We start from the raw sequence: 16870 nt of genomic DNA on the forward strand, positions 1-16870 counted from the left end.
TTAGGATCACCTGCAACAAAATCGCTCGCGCTGAGCCTGTCGAAGCGCCGTACTTTTCGCCGAATGCGCCACGATCCTTACACATCGGGCAGCGCCTGATCCGCGACGCCCCAACCGGCAAGCCCCCGCCCATTGGCGCGCTCGATCAGCTCCGCCGAATCGCCGATATGCCAGCGATTTGCGGCGTCGATCTCTTTCAGCTCGGTCCAGCTCACCGGCGCGGCGACCGGCGCGCCTTCTCGCGCGCGGGCGCTATAGGGCAGCACTGCGGTCGCCCCGCGCTGATTGCGCAGCCAGTCGATGAAAATCCGCCCCTTGCGCTTGGCCTTGGACATGGTCGCGGTGAAGCGATCGGGTTCGCTCTGTGCCAGCGCGCGCGAAAAGCGTTCGGCGAAGGACTTTACTTCGGGCCAGTGCGCCTCGCCGTTCAGCGGCACGATGACATGCACACCCTTGCCCCCGGTCAGCATGGCGAAGCTGGTCAGCCCGATATCGGCGAGCTGCTGCTTGATATCCATCGCTGCCTTTTTGACGTCCTCAAAATCCAGCTCTTCATCGGGGTCGAGGTCGAAGACCATCCGGTCAGGCGTCTCGACCGAATCGGCGCGCGCGCCCCAGCCGTGAAATTCGATCGTCCCCATCTGCACGCATTGCAGGATTCCCGTCGCGTCATCGACATAGAGATAGGGTTCGGTCCCGCCGTCTTTCTCCTCGATATCGACGCTGTGCACCGATTTGCCGAAGCTGCCCGCGTCATGCTTCTGGAAGAAACATTGTTTGGCGCGGCCCTGCGGACAGCGGACAAGGCTGATCGGGCGATGCGCGATTGCAGGAAGCATCAGTCCGGCGATATCGGAATAATAATCGGCAAGCTGACCCTTGGTGATCTTCGCATCGGGAAAAACGACGCGGTCGGGATGGGTGATCTTTACGCCCGTGGCCTCACGCCCCTTTGGCGGATCGGCGGGGGTTTCGGCGACTACTTCGCCTGCATCCTTGTCGCCGCGCAGCCCCAGAAAGCTCGCATGGCGCACGACATTTTCGCTGGTGAATTCGGCAAAGGCGATTTCGGCGACGAGTTTGGGCGTGACCCAATGCGCGGTTTTGGCGACCGATTTGGGCACGTCCACCGGCGCGGTCTTGCGCGCGATCCGATCGAGTTTGGCGGCGAGGTCCTCGAGCGTATCGGCATCGAAGCCGGTCCCGACCCGCCCGGCATAGCGCAGGCTGTCCCCTTCATGCACGCCGAGCAGCAGCGAAGCGAAGGGCCGCCCCTTCGCGCTGCTATCCGACCAGCCGACAATCACGAATTCCTGCCGCTTCGTGCATTTGATCTTCAGCCACGCTCTGCTGCGCGTACCCCGATAGGGAGCGTCGACCTTTTTCGACACCACCCCCTCCAGCCCTTCGGCGCACATCGCTTCGAACAATTTCTCGCCCTCGCCCAGCACATGTTCGGCATAGCGGATGCGCTCATCGGTCACGCCGGAGAGCAGCGCCGCCAGTTCCTCCTTGCGCTGCACCTGCGGCAGGTCAATCAGGTCGTCGCCGTCGCGTTCGAGCAAGTCGAAGGCGAAGCACGTCATCGCGCCGCCCTCCGAAATCGCGGCCTGAAGCGTCGAAAAATCGGGTTTGCCGTTCTTGAACGCAACAATCTCGCCATCGATCAGCGCGGCATGCGGGATGGTGTTCGCCGCCTCGACGATGCCGGGGAATTTGTCGCTCCAGTCCAGGCCCGACCGGGTAAACACCCGCGCGCCGCCTTTGCCCGTCGAAATCAGCGCGCGATAGCCGTCATATTTAACTTCATGCAGCCATTGCCGCCCGGCGGGCACGCTGTCGACCAGCGTGGCAAGCTGCACGTCGCGAAAGCCCGGCGCGTCTCCCGTCATCCCTTTGTCGCCCCCGCGAGGGCCGGAGCCAGTCTTCCTGCGCTTCTTGGCGGGCTTCTTCTGGCCCTCCTCGCCATTCTCGATCTCGCGCATCGACCGCCCGGTCTTCACGCTGGTGAGCGCGGTTTCGACCAGCAAATCCGATCCGCCCGCAAAATCATCGTCGATCTTGCGCAACAGCCAGTTTTCGCGCTTTTCGTTTTTCTTGCCGCGAAGCCGGATCAGCAGCCATTCGCCCTTCATCCGCTCGCCATCGAGCACGAAATGCAAATGCCCCTTTTCGATGTCGCTCGCCTTCTTGCCCTTGATCGGCGACCAGGTACCGCTGTCCCACAGCATCACCGTGCCGCCGCCATATTCGGCTTTCGGGATCGTCCCTTCGAAATCGCCATAGCTGAGCGGGTGATCTTCGGTCCGCACGGCGAGGCGTTTATCATCGGGATTGAGGCTCGGCCCGCGAGTCACTGCCCAGCTTTTGAGCACCCCGTCCATTTCCAGCCGGAAATCCCAGTGGAGCCGCGTCGCGTCATGCTTCTGCACCACGAAGCGATTGCCATGGCCGGGCGCGAGCGTACCAGCCGGTTCGGCGGTGCGCGAAAAATCGCGCTTCGCGTTATAGTCTGCGAGCGGATCAGTCTTCGCCATCGTCATCCTCCGGCATCCAGCGGCGCTCCATCGCGCCGACCACGATCAGCAGCACCAGCGCCACGACGCTCGAAAACAGGCCAAGCGGATATTGCCCCGCACCGAAGGCGATACCGATCCCGGTGACCAGCCATAAATGCACTGCCGTGGTGAGATTCTGCGCCTGACCGTTCGAATAGACGACCAGCGCAGCGGCGAGCACGCCGATCACCGTCGCCGTTCCCTGCAACACACGCAGCGGGTCCATCCGCGTCGCGCCGCCGCCAAGCTGATGCCATAGCGCAAGCGCCGATACGGTCATCAACGCTGCGCCGAAACACGCGATCGCATTGGTGCGCAGCCCCGCGCCATGGCCGCGAAACTCCCTATCCACGCCCAGCAGCAATCCGGCCAATGCTGCGCACAACAGGCGCAGCATCGGGTCCCATCCGATACCGGTCAGGCCGACGGGGGCATTCAGCTCCATCAGGCGCTCTTTTTTGTCTTTGCGCCCGATCGCGACGACGATTTGCGCTTCGATGACCCTTCAGGCTTTTCGAGCGACTTTTTGAGCGCGCTCATCAGGTCGACGACATTCGATCCGCCGCCGCTCTCGGGCGCCTCGGCATCCTCGACGATTCTTTTGCCCTTCGCCTTGCGCTTTTTCTCGATCAGCTCGGTCAGCGCATCGACATAGCGGTCGTGAAATTCGCCCGCATCGAAGGGCGCGGTCTTTTTCTCGATCAGGCTTTCGGCAAGGTCGAGCAGTTCTTCGTCAGGTTTGTCGTCGGGAATGTCGCGGAAATAGCCCTGCGCTTTGCGCACCTCATCGGCATAGCGCAGCGTCTCCAGCACCAGCCCGCGCCCGCATGGTTTCAGGCTGACGATATATTCGCGCCCACGCAGCGCAAGCTGACCCAGCCCGACCTTCTTCGTCTTGCGAAGCGCCTCGCGCAGCACGATGAACGCTTCTTCGGCAAGGTCGTCGGCGGGCACGACGAAATAGGGTTTTTCATAATAGAGCACGTCGATTTCGTGCGCATCGACGAACTGGGTCAGCTCCAGCGTCTTTTTGGATTCGAGCTTTACCGCGTCGATCTCTTCGGATTCGAGCAGGACATAGCTGCCCTTTTCGACCTCATAGCCTTTGACGATTTCGTCGGTATCGACGGGACCGATGCCGGGCACGACCTTTTCATATTTGATCCGCTTGCCTGAAGGTTCATGGATCTGACGAAACGAAATCTGTGCCCCCGATTTCACCGCCGGATAGATTTCGACAGGGATCGACACCAGAGCGAGCCTGATCTGTCCCTGCCAATAAGCGCGTGCTGCCATTGCCTTTTCCCCGTTGCGGAGCCGATTCAATCCGCGAGCCACGGAGTCGTTCCGCCGCGATAGACTTGGGCGAGCGGGGGGCTTAAACCGCCCGCTATGAGCCATGATCCCTTTGCCCTGTTCGCCGACTGGTATGCCGAGGCGCGCGCCAGCGAACCAAATGATTCCAATGCGATGGCGCTCGCCACCGCCGATGCCGAGGGTCATCCATCGGTACGCATGGTGTTGTTGAAGGGGCATGGACCGAACGGGTTCGTCTTCTACACCAATCGCGAAAGTCAGAAGGCGGCAGAGCTCGCGGAAAACGCGCATGCTGCGCTGCTCTTCCACTGGAAATCGCTGCGCCGTCAGATCCGCATTCAGGGGCCGGTGAGCCTGGTATCGGATGCCGAATCGGATGCCTATTTTGCATCGCGCAGCCGCGATTCGCAGCTTGGCGCATGGGCATCGGACCAGTCGCGCCCGCTTGATGAGCGCGCGACGTTCGAGAAGCGGTTCGAGGAGGTGAAGGCCCGGTTCGAAGGCGGCGATGTTCCGCGCCCGCCGCATTGGGGCGGCTATCGCGTCACGCCCACGCGAATCGAATTCTGGCTTGACCGCGAACATCGCCTGCACGAACGGCGCGTCTTCACCCGCACCGACAGCGGCTGGGATATGGGCATGCTCTACCCGTGAGCGACGATACAGCGCGGCTGACCCGCAATGCGGCGCTGGCCAGCGTGTCGGCGGCGCTGCTGCTCGGCGTGCTGAAGGGCTATGCCGCATGGGCGACGGGATCGGTCGCGATGCTCGGCTCGCTCGCCGACAGCGTGCTCGATCTGGTCGCCTCGCTCGTTACGCTGTTCGGGGTGTGGGTCGCGGCGCAGCCCGCGGATGAGGATCACCGATTCGGCCATGGCAAGGCCGAATCGCTTGCTGCGCTGTTTCAGGTCGCGGTCATCACCGTATCGGCGGTTGCGATTCTGGTACAGGCGGTGCAGCGGCTCAGCTCCGGCGAAGTCAGCGCGAATGCCGAATATGGTATCGCGGTGTCGGGCATCGCGATCCTCGTGACGCTCGCGCTCACCAGCTATCAGCGCTTTGTGATCGCGCGCACCCGATCGGTGGCGATCGGCGCGGACAATGTTCATTATCAGTCCGACCTGCTGCTGAACGCCGCGGTGATCGTCGCGCTCGCCCTCGAACATTATGCCGGGCTGGCCGGTGCCGATCCGGTGTTCGGTGTCGCGATTGCCCTATGGCTGTTGTTCGGCGCATGGCGCGCCTCGATTGCCGCGATCGACCAGCTGATGGACAAGGAATGGCCAGAAGACAAACGGATGCGTTTCGTCGAAATCGCCAGCCGCCATCCCGAACTCAAAAATCTCCACGATCTGCGCACACGCAGCAGCGGCGCGCATGATTTCGTCCAGTTTCACATCGGCATGGACCCGATGATGACGGTTGCGCAATCGCATGACGTGGTCGAGCGGCTGGAGGCCGAACTGCGCGACGAATTTCCCGGCACCGAAATCCTGATCCATGTCGATCCCGAAGGACAGGTGGATCAGCCCGACAATCCGATGGCCGAGGCCGATCTGATCGAACAGTTGAAGGAAGACCGCGAATGATCCGCCTGCCCTTTGTCCAGATTGATGCCTTTGCCGATGCGCCCTTCACCGGCAATCCGGCAGCGGTGGTGCCACTGGAGGCATGGCCCGACGATTCGCTGCTCGGCAAAATCGCGATGGAGAACAACCTCTCTGAAACCGCGTTTTTCGTGCCCGATACGAGCGGCGAAGCGGACTATGAACTGCGCTGGTTCACGCCAGAAACGGAGGTGCAGCTTTGCGGCCATGCGACGCTGGCGAGCGGCCATTATCTGCTGTCGGCGGATGAGTCGCGCGATTCGGTGACGTTCCGTACCCGCCGGGCAGGAACGCTTCGCGTGTCGCGCGACGGGAATGCTTATGCAATGGCGCTCCCCGCATGGCGGGCGAGCGAGGCGGACCTTTCCGATCGCCTGCCGCCGCTGGGACTGTCGCGCGATCAGGTGTCGGCGATGCTGGCGCATGACAGCGGCTATTCGCTGATCGTTGTGGAGGATGCGGCGCTCGTCACCGGCCTTGCCCCCGATTTCGCCGCGCTTGCAAATACTGACGATTTCGTCGTCATCGTCAGCGCGCCGGGCAGCGACAGCGATATCATCAGCCGGGTGTTCGCGCCGGGAGCGGGGCTGGAGGAAGACCCGGTGACCGGATCGGCGCATGCGGTGCTCACCCCCTATTGGGCCGACCGGCTGGGCCGCGACCGCTTGACCGCGTTTCAGGCGAGCGCGCGCGGGGGACGGCTCGACTGCCGGATCGAGGGCGACCGGGTAGTGCTCACCGGCAAGTGCGTCACCGTGATCGAGGGGACCTTGCTGCTGCCGGAAGGATCGCTTCGATAATATCGCCCATCGCCGCAAGCGCCGCTTTCGACTGCGGATCAGCGCTATGGCCGAGACGTACCAGAACGACATCGTGCGACGCGCCGTCGCGCCCCATGCCATGTGCGGCGACGACATATTGGCCCAGATGCCCCTTCATGCCCACCGCATCGTCCGGCCCTTTGCCGCGGAACAGGCCGGGACCGTGGGCGGCACCACCGGGTCGGTTGAGCCATAGCTGCCCGCCATAGCCCGAATAAGCCGGCGAGGGCGCTTTCATCAACGCCAGCCATTCGGGCGCGATCACCTGTGTTCCATCCTGCGCCCTGCCGTCGATGAGCAGGCGACCGATTCGGCCCCAATCGTCCGGGGTCATGTGGATGAACGATCCGCCGACCTGAGTCCCCGCGCCGTCAAATTCCAGAAACGCGCTCGTCACTGCGGCAGGGCCGAAAAGATGCGTTTGGGCGAAGCGGCGATAGGCGGCTGCGCGGACCTTCGGATCGGTCGAGGGCGTCAGCGTGCGGGTGACGATCTCGGACAGGATGATGCTGGTCAGCGTGCTGTATTCGAACCAGGTTCCGGGGCGATATTGCAGCGGTGCGGCAATTGCACGCGCCGCCATGCCATGCGTTCCCGACACGAACAGCACCTGATTGGTATCCGATGCCTCGACCGGATCGCCGACCTCGATATGGCGAAGCCCGGACGCCATGTTGAGCAGATGGCGGAGCGTAACGGCTTTGCGCGGATCGCCCTTGCCGTGCCATTCACGGATCGGTGCGGGGGCGTCAAGCTTCAGCCTGCCCTCCTGCACCAGTTCGCCGATCAGCATCGCGGTGATCGTCTTCGCCATCGACCAGCCGATCATCGGCGTGTCGGGCGAGAAGCCGTCAAGCGTCGCGCGAAAGGCGATGCAGCCATCGACATTCAGCACGATCGCCCGCGCGCCGGGATCGTGCAGCGCCAGCGAATCGAGCATCGGATACAGGTTCGGCGCGGCGATATGGCAGGGCCGCTGCTCGATCTCGGCCGCAGGCGCCGCATGGGCGGCCCCCTGCAGCGTAGCCGTAATCGCCGCAGACAATGTCGCGAACAGGATGAACTTGCGCCTCACGCCGGCAAGATTAGGGTTGGCGCGCATGAAGGCAAGCAAAGTCCTTTCCGGCATTCTTGCGGTGCTGGCGATCGTTGCGATCGCCACCTTCCTCTATTTTCGCACCATGACGCCGAAACTCGAACTGGGGCTTGGCTATGCGGCGCGGGTAGCGTGCGGATGCCGCTATATCGAGGGACGTCCGCTCAGGAGCTGCTACAGGGATTTCGAACCGGGCATGGAGCCGATCCGCCTGTCCGACGATCCCGCCACGCATACCGTCACCGCATCGGTCCCCCTGCTGCTCCATCGCAAGGCGCGGTTCGATCCCGTGCTCGGCTGTCAGCCCGACCGGTTCAAGGGCGAACCGCTTAAAGTACATCCCGCCGGGTAATCGCGCGGCGAAACGTCAGGCTGCGAGCGCGATCTCCGCCCGCTCGGTTTCGGCGATCCAGCCGCCGCCCAGCACCCGGTCCCCGGCATAGAGCACCGCCGCCTGACCCGGTGCGACGCCATATTCCGCGGTATCGAACACCACCCGGTCGCCCTCAAGCCGGGCGGGCACAGGCCGCGCGAGCGAGCGCACCTTGGCGGTGAGCGGCCCCGAATGATCACCGCCGATCCAGTTCAGCCCCTCGATCCGCGCAGCCTTTACCGCAAGCGCGCGGCGGGGGCCGACGACAACCTGCTGGCGCTCGGGATCGAGCCGAATGACATAAAGCGGTTCCGCCTGTCCGCCGATCTCCAGCCCGCGTCGCTGGCCCACGGTGAAATGGATGAGGCCGCGATGTTCGCCAAGCTTCGCGCCGCTTTCATCGACAATATCGCCGGTCGTGCCCGCTTCCGGACGCAGCTTTTTCACCAGCGAGGCATAGTCGCCATCGGGAACGAAGCAGATATCCTGACTATCGGGCTTACCCGCGACGATCAGGCCAAGCTCCTTTGCGATCTCGCGCACCTGCGTCTTGGGCATGCCGCCCAGCGGGAAGCGCAGAAAGTCGAGCTGCTCGTTCGTCGTCGCGAAAAGAAAATAACTCTGGTCGCGGGCCGGATCGGCGGCACGGTGCAGTTCGGCACCCTGCGCCCCTTCGACGCGGCTGACATAATGGCCGGTGGCGAGGCAATCGGCGCCCAGCTCCCGCGCAAGCGCGAACAGATCGGTGAACTTGACCCCCATATTGCACTTCACACAGGGGATCGGTGTGCGCCCGGCCATATATTCGTCGGCGAAATCGTCGATCACGCTGTCGCGAAAGCGGCTTTCATGGTCGAACACATAATGGGCGATTCCCAGCCTGTCGCACACGGCGCGCGCATCGCGAATGTCGCGCCCGGCACAGCACGCGCCCGCACGCCCCACCGCCTCGCCATGGTCATAAAGCTGCAAGGTGACGCCGATGACCTCCGCGCCGGTACGCGCAGCGAGGGCCGCCACGACCGAACTGTCGACGCCGCCCGACATGGCGACGACGATCCTGCGCGCCGCGATCGGGCCGGAAAGCTGAAATTCTGCATGAGTCATGATCGGGGTGGAGATAGTGATTTCGCCCGCGCGATGCAAAAAGCAAAAAAACATGCATCCTTTACCAGACCTTCAGCTTTCTTTCTTATGGTTATGCGTGTGTAAACCATTGAAATTATGCGAGGGCGCTTCAGTTGGACCTCAGCTATGCATCGCAGGAGCGCGCACGGACGGTTACCGTCCTGCCGACGGCGCTCGCGGTGCTGGTTGCGGCGTTTCTGACGCGGCAGGCGGCGAGTCGAACGGCGAGAATAAGTGCGATGCTGGAGCGGAACGATATCGCAATACCGATTACCGGCCCGGCGGACGGCGCATTTAATAGCGGGGTTGCGGCGACGATAACAAACCGGAAAAAAGTGTAAATGCGCTGTTTACCTACCCATTTTATGGGATGTTCAAAATCCACTGTCATTTCCTGACAGAGTAAGTGAGTAAGGGGCGCAGGCCCGATCGAGGATGGCAATGATCGAGAACCAGAAAATCCGCCCGGAACGGGTAATCGGCCCGCTCGGTGAGCCGCTCACGATCGAGACGCTCCCGCCCCGCGACACCACACGCTGGGTCGTCCGGCGCAAGGCAGAGGTGGTCGCCGCAGTCAATGGCGGATTGCTGACGATCGAGGAAGTGTGCGAGCGCTATGGCCTGACCGCCGAGGAATTCGCGAGCTGGCAGCGCGCGATCGACCGGTCGGGCATGCCGGGGCTTCGCGTCACGCGTATCCAGCATTATCGTTCGCTCTATGAGCGGCAGCAGCGCTATCGCCCCGAACCGCGCGAATAGCGCTGTCGCATCGAAGGCGGAACAAACAGGCAGGGTTGCGAGTCTTTTCCGGCACGGGCCACCCCAATCGGGTCCATGTAACGGAGGGACGTAAAATGGGCATTGTCGGTTTCATTATCTGGCTGGTTATCGGCGGTATTGTCGGCTGGCTCGCCAGTCTCGTCATGCGCACCGATGCGCAGCAGGGAATTCTTCTCAACATCGTCGTCGGCATTGTCGGCGCTTTTATCGGCGGCCTGCTGTTCGGCGGTTCGATCAATAACGGCATCACCGTGATGACGTTCATTACCTCGCTGATCGGCGCGATCATCCTTTTGGCGATCGTTAATCTGGTTCGTCGCGGTTCGGTTCGGTAATCCGCAGCACGAACTGCTGGCAAAAAAAGGGCCGTCCCCGTTGGGGCGGCCCTTTTATTTTAAGCGACCGGTGCTTCTTATTTCAGCAGGAAGCGGACCTCGACATTGACGTTCACATCCTGCTCGCCCGGGCTGATCTGCGTCGAATCCTTTGCCGCTTCAGCGCGCATCGAAACCATCATCGGGCGGGGCGGGCTGCTCATGCCGTTTTCGCGAATCCAAAGGATGCGATCAACCGACAGTCCCGCCGCTTTTGCATATAGCGCGGCGCGGCTTCGCGCCTTGGCAACGGCATCGCTGCGCGCCGCATCCTGAGCCGATTCCAGATCCTCGACCGACAGGTTCGGCCCGTCAATCTGGTTCGCGCCCTCACGCACCAGCGCATCAAGAATCGCGCCGCTCCGTTTCACGTCGCGAAAGCGGATCGTGACCGTATTCGTCGCCTGATAGCCGGTGATCTTCGGCGGCTGGTTTTCGCCATATTGATATTTGGGATTGAGCGCGATCGTCGAGGTCTGAATGTCGCGATCGGCGATTCCCGCTTTTTTCAGCGCGGCAAGCACCGCGTTCATTCGCGTAGAATTGGCTGACAGCGCGGCCGCCGCCTGATCGGCTTCGGTAACCACGCCCGCGCGGATCGTTGCGATATCGGGGGTGCGGGTAACGCTGCCCTCTGCAGTAAGGTCGAGCACCGTTGCGCCCGGCGGAACCGGTACGGCGGTGGTGATATCCTGCGCCTGTGCCGCTGCGGCCGGAAGTGACGCGGCAAGCATGGCCGCTCCGGTCAGAATGATATGTTTGCGCACTATGCCCTCCCGTTGGGTAATGGAGATTGATGGCCTAACAGCCGAATACCAAACCGAAAATGAACGCATCCGGTTCAATTGGCGCCATCGAAACCTGCGCGGTTGTCGGCGCGTATCGTTGCCCGCCCATCGCCGCTACCTCGGGTTCGCGAAATCTCTTCAAGGGACGGCATCCCGTTCGACGGAGATTGATGTTGCGTGCACGCGCGGTTGAAAGCAGGTACGTTATGGCCGCGGCTGCGACGCGATCAGCGAAAGCGATGCGCAACAACGACTTGCCGCTAGTGACTTATTCGTATAACACAGTTTGTGAATTACCGCTCAGGACGGGGGCCTGGACCGAAAGTGTCGAACATGAATCAAGAGCCCGGCGCCGCCGAACGCGATGCCTATCTGTTGGAAGACATGCGCGATTCGCGCGCATCGCGCAGGCGCTGGATCGTTATTGCGCTGCTGATCGCGGGGGCGCTGCTGCTTGCCTTTTTCTTCTTCGGCAAGGGCAAAGAGAGCGGCGCAGACACACCCGCCGCGGCGACCGGTCAGGCCGATTCGCAGATTCCGACGATTTCCGTTGCGGTTCCGGGTCGCGGCACCGTTCGCGAAGTGGTGAGCGCGACCGGATCGCTTGCCGCGCGGCGCGAAATGCCGGTCGGGGTCGTGGGCGAAGGCGGTCAGGTAACGCGCGTTCTGGTCGAACCCGGCGCCTGGGTGAAAAAGGGCCAGACGCTGGCCGAGGTAGATAATTCGGTACAGCGCGAAACGGCGCAATCGCTCGCAGCGCAGGTCCGCGCTGCCGAGGCTGATGCCGAACTCGCCCAGTCCGAACTCGATCGCGCACAGCAGCTGGTCGGGCGCGGATTCATCTCAAAGGCCGATCTGGAACGCAAACGCTCGGCGCGCGATTCGGCCAATGCGCGCGTGCGCGTGGCGCAGGCGCAGCTTCAGGAAACGCGCGCCCGCAACGCGCGGCTCGATATCCGCGCTCCCGAGGCCGGGCTGGTGCTGACCCGCGCGGTCGAACCGGGCCAGATCGTCAGTGCCGGCAGCGGCGTGCTGTTCCGCATCGCCAAAGGCGGCGAGATGGAGATGCTTGCCCGGCTGGCCGAAGGCGATCTGCGTAAGGTTTCGGTGGGTGTCCCCGCCGAGGTGACACCGGTCGGCAGCGACAAGTCCTTCAAGGGCCAGGTGTGGCAGGTATCGCCGGTCATCGACCCGCAAACGCGGCAGGGCATTGCCCGAATCGCGCTTGCCTATAATTCCGAACTTCGTCCCGGCGGTTTCGCCTCGGCGCGGATCGTGGCGGGGGCGAACAGCCTGCCGCTGCTCCCCGAATCAGCGGTGCTGAGCGACAATGACGGCAATTATGTGTATGTCCTCAACGACAAGGATGAAGCGGTCCGGCGCGATGTGAAGGTCGGCAATGTTTCGGACGACGGCGTTTCGATCGCCGGCGGCCTGAACGGAACCGAGCGGGTGGTGCTGAGCGCAGGCGCATTCCTGAACCCCGGACAAAAGGTCGATCCGGTACTCAAAACGCTGGGAAAATAACGGCATGAGCTTCCGCAGAATCTCCGCATGGTCGATCCGCAACCCGGTGCCGCCGATCGTTCTGTTCCTGGCGCTGACAATCGCCGGGCTGGTCAGCTTCTCGCGGATGGATGTCAATCAGGACCCGGACGTCGAATTTCCGATCGTCTGGGTCTCGATCACGCAGCCCGGTGCTGCGCCCAGCGAGCTGGAAACGCAGATCACCCGCCGGGTGGAAGCGGCGGTGCGCAACGTTCAGGGAATCGACCAGATCGATTCGACCGTGACCGAGGGCAATTCGCAGACCATTGTTCAGCTCGACATCGGCACGCCGATCGACCGCGCGGTGAACGATGTGCGCGAGGCAGTGAACCAGATTCGCGGCGATCTTCCCGACGGTATTCTGGAGCCGCAGGTCGGGCGCGCCAACACCTCGGACAGCGATATCGCGAGCTTCACCGCGATCGCCGATGACATGACGCTGGAGGATCTCAGCTGGTATGTCGATAATACGGTCGCCAAGGACCTGCTGACCATTCCGGGCCTGTCCTCGGTCGATCGCGGCGGCGGTGTCGATCGCGAAATCCGGGTTATTCTCGATCCCGCGAAGCTGCAATCCTATGGCATTACCGCAGGCGAGGTGAATCAGCAGTTGCGTCAGGTCAACCTGAACGCTGCCGGAGGCCGCGCCGAAATCGCCGGCTCCGAACAGGCGGTTCGCGTGCTCGGCAATGCCAACAGCGCGCGCGATCTCGGCGCGACGCAGATCGCGATCGGCGGCGGGCGCACCGTCCGGCTCGACGATATCGGAACGGTAAAGGACCTCTATGCCGAGAAACGCTCCTCGGCCAAATTCAACGGACATGAGGTGCTGTCGTTCGATATCAAACGCACCAAGGGCGCGTCGGACGTCACCATTTTCCACGAGGCGGAAAAGCATCTTGCGGCGCTCGAAAAGCGCAATCCGAAGGTCCATTTCGAACTGCTCGTCAACCAGTCCAAATATGCCGAGGAGCAATATCACACCGCCATCGATGCGATGATCGAGGGCGCTTTTCTGGCCGTCGTCGTCGTCTTCTTCTTCCTGCGCGACTGGCGCGCGACGATCATCTCCTCGCTCGCGATCCCGCTGTCCGCGATCCCCAGCTTCTGGTTCATGGACATGATGGGTTTCACGCTCAATCAGATGACGTTGCTGGCGCTCTCGCTGGTCGCGGGCGTGCTGGTCGATGATGCGATCGTGGAGATCGAGAATATCGTTCGCCATATGCGGATGGGCAAATCCGCCTATCAGGCCGCAATCGACGCCGCCGACGAAATCGGTGTTGCGGTGCTCGCCACCACCATGTCGATCGTCGCGGTGTTCCTGCCGGTCGGGCTGATGCCCGGCATTTCGGGCGAATTTTTCAAGAATTTCGGCCTGACCGTCGTTGCCGCGGTGCTGATGAGCCTTGCCGTCGCACGCCTCATCACCCCGATGATCGCCGCCTATTTTCTGCAGGCAAAGGGCCATGCGGTGCATGGTGAGGGTCGTGCGCTGCATTGGTATCTGCGCGTGCTGCGCTGGTCGCTCGACGATACGCGCGCGAAGCAGGTTGCGGCAAAGGGCGGCTGGCGGCGGTTTGCGGCCAAGTTCCTCGATCATCGCATGTGGATCATGGGGTGCGGCGTGCTGGCCATGGTGGCGACGGTCATCACGTTCAGAAGCCTGAACCAGACCTTTTCGCCGGAAACCGATAATGATTCGGTTACCGCGTCGATCGAGATGGTCCCGGGAACGACGCTGCAGCAGACGCAGGCGGTGGTCGATCGGGTCGACACGATATTGAGCGAACAGCCGATCGTCGAAAATACCTATGCCCGCGCCTTTGTCGGCAATGGGCGGGTGACCGCACTGCTGAAAGACGATCGCGAGATGGACAGCAACGCGTTCCAGCGGTCGATGGCGAGCCAGCTCAACAAAATTCCCGACGCGCGGGTTTCGTTCAACAATAATCAGGGCTGGGGATCGAGCGGCCGCGACCTGACCATCACGCTGGGCGGCGAAGACCCCAAATTGCTTCAGGAAACGGCGTTCAAGATCGTCGAACAGATGCAGGGGCTGAAATCGCTGGTCGCCCCGCGCATCAGCGGCGATCTGCAACGCCCCGAAATCGTCATCACCCCGAATATGGACCTTGCCGCCGATCTGGGCGTGACGACCGCTGCCCTGTCGAACGCGATCCGTGTCGCGACGCTGGGCGATATCGATCAGAACAGCGCGCGTTTCTCACTCAGCGATCGGCAAATTCCGATCCGCGTCGCACTGGCCGAAGACGCGCGCACCCGGCTTTCGACGATCGAGAATCTGCCGGTCCCCACGCAAAATGGCGGATCGGTTCCGCTGGGTGTGGTCGCGAAGATCAGCTTTGGCGCGGGTCCGACCAAGATCCAGCGCACCAATCTTGAACGAAAGCTCACGATCGGGGCTGATCTTGCCTCTGGCGTCGATTACAGCGTCGCGATGGAGCAGATCCACAATCTGCCCGCGATGAAGAATCTCCCGCTCGGCGTGCATGAAATGACGCTGGGTCAGGCGAAATGGCAGGCGGAGATGATCAACAATTTCATCGTCGCCGTGCTGTCGGGCATTTTGCTGGTCTTCGCGGTGCTTGTGCTGCTCTACAAACGGGTGATGCCGCCTTTCGTCAATCTGGGTTCGCTGGCACTGGCGCCGCTGGGCGGCGGGGTCGCGCTGCTGATCACCGGAAATCCGCTTTCGATGCCGGTCTATATCGGCCTGTTGATGCTGCTCGGCATCGTCGCCAAAAACTCGATCCTGCTCGTCGATTTCGCGCTGGAGGAAATGGCGAACGGCGTCGAAAAGACCGTCGCGATCATCGATGCCGGGCATAAGCGCGCCCAGCCGATCCTGATGACCACCATCGCGATGGTGGCGGGCATGGTGCCGACGGCCTTGTCGCTGAGCGGCGGCGATTCGTCCTGGCGCGCGCCGATGGGCATTGTGGTGATCGGCGGGCTGATCCTGTCGACCGCGCTGACCCTGCTGATCGTCCCTGCGGGCTTCAGTCTCGCGGTGGGGCTGGAACGCTGGATCGGGCCGCGCCTGTCGCGTCGCCTACTCACCTATCGCCCCGGAGATGACGGCAGCGCGATCGAGCATCGGCCCGGCGGGCGGATCGGCTATGACCCCGACCCGGATTCGCCCCGCCCCGCCGAGTGAACCTTCGCCCGCTTCGGGGATTGTTGCGGGTATGAATGCATTGCGGCGCGCATCCCCGGCAGGCGATACGGTTCCCGAGGCGCTTCGCCGGATGCGGCGGGTCGCCACGGGGCTGTTGCTGGCGATGGCGGTGCTGTTCCTCGTGGCGCGCACGCTGGCCCACAGCCATCCCGCATGGGGCTATGTACAGGCCTTTGCCGAGGCGGCGATGGTCGGCGGCCTTGCCGACTGGTTCGCGGTGACGGCGCTGTTCCGCCACCCGCTCGCCCTCCCCATCCCCCATACCGCGATCATCCCGCGCAACAAGGACCGGATCGGCAATACGCTGGCCGTGTTCCTACGCGATAATTTCCTGATACCCGCCGTCGTTGCGCGGCGGATGGCGCGGGTCGATCTGGCGAGCGCGATCGGCCGCTTCCTTGCCGATCCGCCCGAACGTGGCCGGATCTGGCGCGGCGCATCACGGCTGGGCGGCGACATCCTCGAATCGCTCGATCAGGAGCGGCTGGGCGGCATGGTGAAGGGCGCGCTTGCCAAAAAGCTGCGCGCGCTCGATGTCGCGCCGATGCTGGGTCAGGCGCTGGAGGCAGCACTGGCCGAAGGACGCCACGCGCCGCTTCTCGATTCGGCGATTCGCTGGACCGGGCGGACGCTGGAAGCGAACGAGCATCTGATTCGTCAGATGATTCACGACCGTGCCGGATCGATCATGCGCTGGACGGGGCTCGATGAAACGCTCGCCAATAAAATCATCGACGGGCTCCACCGGCTGATCGACGAGATGATCGAAACGCCCGACCATCCCTTGCGCATGCGCGCCGAGGAAGGCCTCGCCAATTTCGCGCATGACCTTCAGCACGACCCCGAAATGCGCGCGCGTATCTTCCGGCTAAAGGCCGAAATCCTCGACAATCCGGCGATTGAACATTGGTGGATGGGGGTTTGGGAGCAGATGCGGCGCGGCATGCTGAAGCTCGTGCGCGAACCCGGCGATGCGCTGACGGGACAGCTCGGCGATGCGCTGCGCCAGCTGGGCGACACGCTGCAGCGCGATCCCGACCTCAAACGCACGATCAATCGCTTCGCCCGGCGCGCTGCCGTGGGCGCCGCCGCCGATTATGGCGACGGCATCGTGCGGCTGGTGTCCGACACGGTGAAGGGCTGGGACGCCGAAACGATCACCCGCCGGCTGGAAAATGCGGTAGGGCGCGACCTGCAATATATCCGGATCAACGGCACGCTTGTCGGCGGCATGGTCGGCCTGTGCATCCATCTGGCCGACCGTTTGTTGTGAGCGGT

General features: G+C 62.9%; 16 protein-coding genes. 9 read left to right on the forward strand and 7 right to left on the reverse strand.

Translation table 11 applies throughout. From position 1 onward, the window contains the following. Positions 1-77: 77 nt before the first annotated feature. The 3 genes from ligD to ku are packed head-to-tail and all read right to left on the reverse strand — an operon-like array spanning position 78 to position 3854. On the reverse strand, positions 78-2537 hold the full coding sequence (gene ligD, locus EV664_RS05310) for a DNA ligase D (protein ID WP_133494621.1): 2460 nt from the start codon (positions 2535-2537) through the stop codon (positions 78-80). Continuing rightward, on the reverse strand, positions 2524-3003 hold the full coding sequence (locus EV664_RS05315; RefSeq protein WP_133494622.1) for an MgtC/SapB family protein: 480 nt from the start codon (positions 3001-3003) through the stop codon (positions 2524-2526). The genes ligD and EV664_RS05315 overlap by 14 nt, the downstream gene beginning before the upstream one ends. After that, the gene (ku, locus tag EV664_RS05320; protein ID WP_133494623.1) at positions 3003-3854 is read right to left on the reverse strand and encodes a non-homologous end joining protein Ku; all 852 of its coding nucleotides are present in this window, start codon (positions 3852-3854) and stop codon (positions 3003-3005) included. The genes EV664_RS05315 and ku overlap by 1 nt, the downstream gene beginning before the upstream one ends. Positions 3855-3950: 96 nt before the next feature. Between ku and pdxH the strand changes: the two genes are divergently transcribed. The 3 genes from pdxH to EV664_RS05335 are packed head-to-tail and all read left to right on the forward strand — an operon-like array spanning position 3951 to position 6282. Continuing rightward, positions 3951-4529: a pyridoxamine 5'-phosphate oxidase gene (gene pdxH / locus EV664_RS05325; RefSeq protein ID WP_133494624.1), complete on the forward strand. Its 579-nt coding sequence runs from the start codon at positions 3951-3953 to the stop codon at positions 4527-4529. Then, complete coding sequence (locus EV664_RS05330; RefSeq protein ID WP_133494625.1) at positions 4526-5464, forward strand: cation diffusion facilitator family transporter; 939 nt, start codon at positions 4526-4528, stop codon at positions 5462-5464. The genes pdxH and EV664_RS05330 overlap by 4 nt, the downstream gene beginning before the upstream one ends. After that, a complete protein-coding gene (locus tag EV664_RS05335) occupies positions 5461-6282 on the forward strand; it encodes a PhzF family phenazine biosynthesis protein (RefSeq protein ID WP_133494626.1) in 822 nt (273 codons plus the stop codon). Before EV664_RS05330 ends, EV664_RS05335 begins: the two co-directional genes overlap by 4 nt. On the opposite strand, the gene EV664_RS05340 is transcribed toward EV664_RS05335, so the two are convergent. Beyond that, complete coding sequence (locus EV664_RS05340) at positions 6233-7405, reverse strand: serine hydrolase domain-containing protein (RefSeq protein WP_162848772.1); 1173 nt, start codon at positions 7403-7405, stop codon at positions 6233-6235. The two genes, EV664_RS05335 and EV664_RS05340, sit on opposite strands and share 50 nt — an antisense overlap. On the opposite strand from EV664_RS05340, the gene EV664_RS05345 reads away from it, so the two are divergent. Then, a complete protein-coding gene (locus EV664_RS05345) occupies positions 7404-7751 on the forward strand; it encodes a hypothetical protein (RefSeq protein WP_133494628.1) in 348 nt (115 codons plus the stop codon). The two genes, EV664_RS05340 and EV664_RS05345, sit on opposite strands and share 2 nt — an antisense overlap. Positions 7752-7766: 15 nt before the next feature. Here EV664_RS05345 and mnmA read toward each other — a convergent pair whose 3' ends face one another. Together mnmA and EV664_RS05355 are read right to left on the reverse strand one after the other, a co-directional pair. Continuing rightward, the gene (gene mnmA, locus EV664_RS05350; RefSeq protein WP_133494767.1) at positions 7767-8879 is read right to left on the reverse strand and encodes a tRNA 2-thiouridine(34) synthase MnmA; all 1113 of its coding nucleotides are present in this window, start codon (positions 8877-8879) and stop codon (positions 7767-7769) included. A 145-nt stretch (positions 8880-9024) separates the two neighbouring features. Beyond that, positions 9025-9285, reverse strand: a complete 261-nt coding sequence (locus tag EV664_RS05355) for a hypothetical protein (protein ID WP_133494629.1) — start codon at positions 9283-9285, stop codon at positions 9025-9027. 56 nt (positions 9286-9341) lie between these two features. Between EV664_RS05355 and sciP the strand changes: the two genes are divergently transcribed. Further along, a complete protein-coding gene (gene sciP, locus EV664_RS05360) occupies positions 9342-9659 on the forward strand; it encodes a CtrA inhibitor SciP (protein ID WP_133494630.1) in 318 nt (105 codons plus the stop codon). 95 nt (positions 9660-9754) lie between these two features. Further along, a complete protein-coding gene (locus EV664_RS05365) occupies positions 9755-10015 on the forward strand; it encodes a GlsB/YeaQ/YmgE family stress response membrane protein (protein ID WP_133494631.1) in 261 nt (86 codons plus the stop codon). A 77-nt stretch (positions 10016-10092) separates the two neighbouring features. On the opposite strand, the gene EV664_RS05370 is transcribed toward EV664_RS05365, so the two are convergent. Beyond that, positions 10093-10821 (reverse strand): SIMPL domain-containing protein, encoded by a 729-nt coding sequence (locus EV664_RS05370; protein WP_229668085.1) that lies wholly within the window; start codon positions 10819-10821, stop codon positions 10093-10095. A gap of 354 nt (positions 10822-11175) precedes the next feature. Between EV664_RS05370 and EV664_RS05375 the strand changes: the two genes are divergently transcribed. From EV664_RS05375 to EV664_RS05385, 3 genes are read left to right on the forward strand one after another with little or no spacing between them, the layout of a single operon-like run. Beyond that, entirely contained in the window at positions 11176-12369 is a 1194-nt protein-coding gene (locus EV664_RS05375) for an efflux RND transporter periplasmic adaptor subunit (RefSeq protein ID WP_133494632.1), read from the forward strand. A gap of 4 nt (positions 12370-12373) precedes the next feature. After that, entirely contained in the window at positions 12374-15571 is a 3198-nt protein-coding gene (locus tag EV664_RS05380) for an efflux RND transporter permease subunit (protein ID WP_133494633.1), read from the forward strand. Between the two features lie 31 nt (positions 15572-15602). Continuing rightward, complete coding sequence (locus EV664_RS05385) at positions 15603-16865, forward strand: DUF445 domain-containing protein (protein WP_373287484.1); 1263 nt, start codon at positions 15603-15605, stop codon at positions 16863-16865. Positions 16866-16870: the final 5 nt, after the last annotated feature.

The sequence above is a fragment of the Stakelama pacifica genome (assembly GCF_004361835.1).
GTDB classification, from domain to species: Bacteria; Pseudomonadota; Alphaproteobacteria; order Sphingomonadales; family Sphingomonadaceae; genus Sphingomonas; species Sphingomonas pacifica.

Coding starts and splice junctions, on each gene's coding strand:
- ligD (WP_133494621.1), bottom strand. CDS start 2,537: ATGGCGAAGACTGATCCGCTCGCAGACTATAACGCGAAGCGCGATTTT.
- EV664_RS05315 (WP_133494622.1), bottom strand. CDS start 3,003: ATGGAGCTGAATGCCCCCGTCGGCCTGACCGGTATCGGATGGGACCCG.
- ku (WP_133494623.1), bottom strand. CDS start 3,854: ATGGCAGCACGCGCTTATTGGCAGGGACAGATCAGGCTCGCTCTGGTG.
- pdxH (WP_133494624.1), top strand. CDS start 3,951: ATGAGCCATGATCCCTTTGCCCTGTTCGCCGACTGGTATGCCGAGGCG.
- EV664_RS05335 (WP_133494626.1), top strand. CDS start 5,461: ATGATCCGCCTGCCCTTTGTCCAGATTGATGCCTTTGCCGATGCGCCC.
- EV664_RS05345 (WP_133494628.1), top strand. CDS start 7,404: ATGAAGGCAAGCAAAGTCCTTTCCGGCATTCTTGCGGTGCTGGCGATC.
- EV664_RS05340 (WP_162848772.1), bottom strand. CDS start 7,405: ATGCGCGCCAACCCTAATCTTGCCGGCGTGAGGCGCAAGTTCATCCTG.
- mnmA (WP_133494767.1), bottom strand. CDS start 8,879: ATGACTCATGCAGAATTTCAGCTTTCCGGCCCGATCGCGGCGCGCAGG.
- sciP (WP_133494630.1), top strand. CDS start 9,342: ATGATCGAGAACCAGAAAATCCGCCCGGAACGGGTAATCGGCCCGCTC.
- EV664_RS05365 (WP_133494631.1), top strand. CDS start 9,755: ATGGGCATTGTCGGTTTCATTATCTGGCTGGTTATCGGCGGTATTGTC.
- EV664_RS05375 (WP_133494632.1), top strand. CDS start 11,176: ATGAATCAAGAGCCCGGCGCCGCCGAACGCGATGCCTATCTGTTGGAA.
- EV664_RS05380 (WP_133494633.1), top strand. CDS start 12,374: ATGAGCTTCCGCAGAATCTCCGCATGGTCGATCCGCAACCCGGTGCCG.
- EV664_RS05385 (WP_373287484.1), top strand. CDS start 15,603: ATGAATGCATTGCGGCGCGCATCCCCGGCAGGCGATACGGTTCCCGAG.